6 protein-coding genes and 1 tRNA gene are annotated in these 4510 nt (G+C 29.7%); 4 read left to right on the top strand and 3 right to left on the bottom strand.

Annotation, left to right across the window (positions count from 1 at the left end; genetic code table 11):
- Positions 1 to 203: 203 nt before the first annotated feature.
- Positions 204 to 1187 carry an HD domain-containing protein gene (locus tag HUU89_RS14320; RefSeq protein ID WP_175302113.1) on the top strand — a complete coding sequence of 328 codons (984 nt, stop codon included), beginning with the start codon at positions 204 to 206 and terminating at the stop codon, positions 1185 to 1187.
- 34 nt (positions 1188 to 1221) lie between these two features.
- On the opposite strand, the gene HUU89_RS14315 is transcribed toward HUU89_RS14320, so the two are convergent.
- Genes HUU89_RS14315 through HUU89_RS14305 form a run of 3 tightly spaced genes read right to left on the bottom strand, consistent with a single transcriptional unit; the run spans position 1222 to position 2208 of the window.
- Positions 1222 to 1842 carry a manganese catalase family protein gene (locus tag HUU89_RS14315; RefSeq protein WP_175302112.1) on the bottom strand — a complete coding sequence of 207 codons (621 nt, stop codon included), beginning with the start codon at positions 1840 to 1842 and terminating at the stop codon, positions 1222 to 1224.
- Entirely contained in the window at positions 1800 to 2081 is a 282-nt protein-coding gene (locus tag HUU89_RS14310; protein WP_117813763.1) for a spore coat protein CotJB, read from the bottom strand. The genes HUU89_RS14315 and HUU89_RS14310 overlap by 43 nt, the downstream gene beginning before the upstream one ends.
- The gene (locus tag HUU89_RS14305; RefSeq protein WP_081919096.1) at positions 2074 to 2208 is read right to left on the bottom strand and encodes a spore coat associated protein CotJA; all 135 of its coding nucleotides are present in this window, start codon (positions 2206 to 2208) and stop codon (positions 2074 to 2076) included. Before HUU89_RS14305 ends, HUU89_RS14310 begins: the two co-directional genes overlap by 8 nt.
- 107 nt (positions 2209 to 2315) lie before the next feature.
- On the opposite strand from HUU89_RS14305, the gene HUU89_RS14300 reads away from it, so the two are divergent.
- The 3 genes from HUU89_RS14300 to HUU89_RS14290 all read left to right on the top strand — a co-directional run bounded on the left by HUU89_RS14300 (position 2316) and on the right by HUU89_RS14290 (position 4441).
- Positions 2316 to 2389 (top strand) — tRNA-Trp (locus tag HUU89_RS14300).
- A gap of 149 nt (positions 2390 to 2538) precedes the next feature.
- The gene (locus tag HUU89_RS14295) at positions 2539 to 3417 is read left to right on the top strand and encodes a LysR family transcriptional regulator (RefSeq protein WP_172583780.1); all 879 of its coding nucleotides are present in this window, start codon (positions 2539 to 2541) and stop codon (positions 3415 to 3417) included.
- Between the two features lie 85 nt (positions 3418 to 3502).
- Positions 3503 to 4441, top strand: a complete 939-nt coding sequence (locus tag HUU89_RS14290) for an NAD(P)H-binding protein (RefSeq protein ID WP_032091627.1) — start codon at positions 3503 to 3505, stop codon at positions 4439 to 4441.
- Positions 4442 to 4510: the final 69 nt, after the last annotated feature.

Genomic DNA, 4510 nt, shown 5'->3' with positions numbered 1-4510 from the left:
ACCTGCGACCCCCTGGTCCCAAACCAGGTGCACTACCAAGCTGTGCTACTTCCCGTTACTGCCCTTATAATTATACATATATTTTCACTTTAATCAAGTTTTATTTTAAAAAAATATTAAAATAAATTTTACTCTATTTTAATATACTTTAAAAAAGTGTGATAGAATGAATGTAATTTAAAATTTTAAGGAGTTGAAAAAAATTGAATAATTTATGGAAAATTTATGAAAAAGAGCCTTTAGAATTTATAAATAGTCTTATACATGTTCCATCAATGCAAAGACTTAAAGATATTGGGATGAATTGTGGAGTGGAATATACTGCTTTTGATTTCTTTTCAAACATTGTACCATATTCTCGTTATCAACATAGTATAGGGGTTGCATTAATTGTTTATCATTTTTCACATGATCTTAGACAGACAGTTGCAGGTTTGCTTCATGATATAGCAACTCCTGTCTTTGCACATACGATAGATTTCTATCACCAAGATCATTTAAAACAAGAATCAACAGAATTAGATACGAAAAAGGTAATTGAAAAAGATACCTTATTAGTTTCTTTGTTACATAAATATCATTTAACGATAGAAGATGTTTGTAACTATCATTTATATCCGCTGGCTGATAATGAATCTCCTAAACTTTCTGCAGATCGTTTGGAATATACATTAGGAAATATGTATAGTTATGGATTTTGTGATTTAGAGATGATACAAATGATTTATAAGGATCTCAAAGTAAATGACAAGAAAGATGAACTTATTTTTAAACATGAAGACAAAGCTGTTCTTTTTACAAAAATGATGTTGAAGTGTTCACATGTTTATATTTGTGATGAAGATCGTTATGCGATGCAATATTTATCTTATGTTATTAAAAAAGCAGTTGATAGAGGTGTAGTTAAAGAAGATGATTTTTATCTTCAAGAAAAGAGTTTTATTGATTTATTAATAAAAGATAAAGAAATTAAACAGTTATGGGATGATTTTCGACAATTAAATTGTGTTTATAAAGGAAAAAATAAAGAGTTTTTTTGTAAACAAATACCGGCTAAAAAAAGATATATCGATGTTTATGTAGAAAATAAAGGGAGAATTTCTAAGATAAATAAGGAAATGGCTCAAGAAATACAAATGTTTTTAGCAACAGATTTAAGTGAATATTTGTGGGGAAAGTGTGAATAAGTGCATAAAAGGTGAATAACTTGAGTTATTCACCTTATTCACATGTTTGTTCACGTTTTGATGAAGTAAATGAGGGATTATAAGCGTAGTAGTTCTTCTTATTTAATTGACTCTTGACATATTCAAGTCCTTCAGCAAAACGTTGATAATGCACGATTTCTCTTTCTCTTAAAAAACGAATGACTTTATTGACGTCTTCATTTTTACTTAAAGCAAGAATGTTATCATAAGTGGTTCTAGCTTTTTGTTCAGCAGCCATGTCTTCTGTTAAATCAGAAATAGGATCTCCCACAGATTGGAAAGTATCGGCACTAAAAGGAATACCCGTACTATTTGTTGGATAGACACCTAATGTATGATCAGTAAAATAGGCATCTAATCCACCTTCTTTAATTTCTTGAGGTGTTAGACCATTGGTAAGTTGATAGAAAAGGGTACTAATAATTTCGACATGAGCAAGTTCTTCTGTTCCAATGTCTGTCAATAAGGCTTGAATTCTTGGATAAGGCATCGTATAGCGTTGATTTAGATAACGAAGTGCTGCTCCTAATTCACCATTAGGTCCACCAAGCTGTGAAATAACGATTTTAGCAGTTTTAGCATCAGGTTTTCTTACATTAACGGGATATTGCAAGCGCTTTTCATACAACCACATGTTGATCCTCCTTTCATCCAAGGAAATGGTTCATTAATATAGTTTTCAATATTCTTTCCGTCTCTATTTGTAAGAGCACCGCCATTTTTTAAATAAGTTTCTTTCATCTTTAAAAGATGCTTCATCCCTTCTTTATAATATTTTTTAGCTTCTTGATCATCGGGGTGGGTATCTAAAAACAAAGTAACATCTTGGATACAAAAATCCAATTTACTTATTTGTAATAATGTATCATCCACGTTGCATCACCCATGGTTTATCCAATTGTTTAAAAATAGTTCCTTTATCAAAAGCAACATTCATTTTATAGATATCTTTAAATGTTTGTATTTTGATAGAGGATATAGTTAATTCTAATTCATTCATATTTAACCTCCTCAAAATTATCTTATGAGACATTTTTTTTAATTTATAGGCAATTAACTATTGCATAATTGTTTTTTATATGATATATTAATTAGGCAAACCAAACTAGGGGTATAGTTCAATGGTAGAATACCGGTCTCCAAAACCGTTGATGTGGGTTCGACTCCTACTACCCCTGCCAGTTTGTGATAAACACATCTTAGATGTGTTTTTTATTTGTGTATTGTGAATATTGTTGTGAATAAAGTGAATAACTTAAGTTATTCACTTTTTTGCGCACAATTTGAACATTAATGTGAATAAAATGATATGATAGATAGGGTGATAAAGATGTTTAAACAAGTAATTTATTATTTTATAGCAGTAGTCGAACAAGGAAGCTTTTCAAAAGCAGCCAAAAAATTTTATCTATCACAATCAGCAATTTCTCAGCAAATCACAAAATTGGAAAATGATTTGGGATTTTCTCTTTTTGATCGTAGGACTTATTATCCAACATTAACAGAAGAAGGAAAAAGGTATTATGATCTTGCAAAGAAATTATTGAGTGATTATAAAAATGAATATAATGATATTAAAGAAAATTTACAAAAAGATGTGTTAACGATTGGGATTACAGGTCCTTTTGAAAGAAAGCATGTACCATTTATTGTTAAACAATTCAAAGAAAACGATGCTATTTCAATTGATATCAAAGCTTTTAATTTATTTACCTGTATTGAAAAATTAAACAATCGAGAAATAGATATTGCTTTTGGCTTAAGTAATAACTTTAAAAATTATCCAGATCTTATTTATCGTACAATTTATCATTCACATGTTTGTGTCGTTACTTCTTTAGAACATCCTTTAAGTCATAAAGAATATGTAACAATTAAAGATATCAAAAATGAACCTCTTATTGTTTTATCGAAAAAACAAGGAAAAGAGTACTATCATGATTATATGGAAGCTTTCCGTTTAGATGGAATGATTCCTTATATAAAAAAAGAAGTAGATGATTTAAATGAATATGTGATGGCTATTTCTTTAGGGGAAGGAATAGGACTTTCGGCCACAGAGGTCATTAGTGAAAATGATCAAGTAGCAGTGATTCCTTTAAAAGAAAGTCATCATCATGCTGATTATGCTGTAGGATATCGTCAAGATAATGAAAAAAAGGCGATACAACAATTTATGAAATATGTAGAAGATTATTTTAGACTATAAGAAAAACTTATAGTCTTTATTAATTTTTAAGGTCTATTTTATAAAAATATTCATGATATAATTTTCACATGTGGAGGTATGAACGATGAGTAAAATTGTTATTAATGGTGTTGATGGAAATTTTGGTTCATTAGTGGCTAAATACGCTTTAGAATTGATGAACAAAGAAGATTTAGTATTTACAGCACCTAAAGAAGAAAGTTTAAAAGAATATAAGGAACAAGGAATTCAAACAGCTATAGCTAATTTTAATGATCCTGAAGGACTTGTTAAAGTTTTTGAAAATGCGGATAAGGTTTTATTGATTTCAATGCCTTTTGTAGGTGAAAAAAGAAGACAAGCTCATAAAAATGCAGTAGATGCATGTGTGAAAGCAAATGTTAAACAAATTATTTATACATCTGTTTTATCAGCAGCACATCCATTTAACCCAAGCATTGAAAATGTAGATCATTCTTATACAGAAGCAATTATTCAAAATACATCGCTTGATTATATCTTTTTAAGAAATTCTCTTTTTGTTGAAGCATTTACAAGTGACTATTTAAGAGCAGTAGAAGCTAAAGAAACAACAATTTCTAAAAACATGGGTGATGGGCGTGTGTGGTTTATTTCACGTAAGGATTGCGCTTATGCAGCAGCTTGTGCTTTAAATAATCATTTATTACATCGAGCTGTTTTAAATATTAATGGTTTAGAACCACTATCTTATGAAGATTTCTTAGCTATTGGAAACAAAGCAACAGGAAATCATATCACTTATACAAGACTTACAGATGATGAACTTTATGCTTATTTTGATTCAATTGGTGTTCCTAGAAATACGGATGGAGATTTTTCAAAAAGTCCAATTAAAGCAACATCAGAAGGAATGGTTACTTTTGGAACAACTGTCACACAAGGCTATTTAGATGTTCCTGTTAGTGATTTTAGTTCACTTACAGGAAGAAAACCATTATCTATTCAATATATCTTTGAACATGTAGATGATTATTTATTAGGTGATCGTCATCCAACAGAATAAAAAAATGAGGGAGATGAAGTGAACTGAAAAAGTTGGACAACTTAGGAGGTTCACTTTTTATTATGGCTA

Origin of the sequence: Faecalibacillus sp. H12, assembly GCF_013361255.1 — a bacterium.
Taxonomy (GTDB): Bacteria; Bacillota_I; Bacilli_A; order Erysipelotrichales; family Coprobacillaceae; genus Faecalibacillus; species Faecalibacillus intestinalis.
This window is presented reverse-complemented; position numbering and strand designations above follow the sequence as displayed.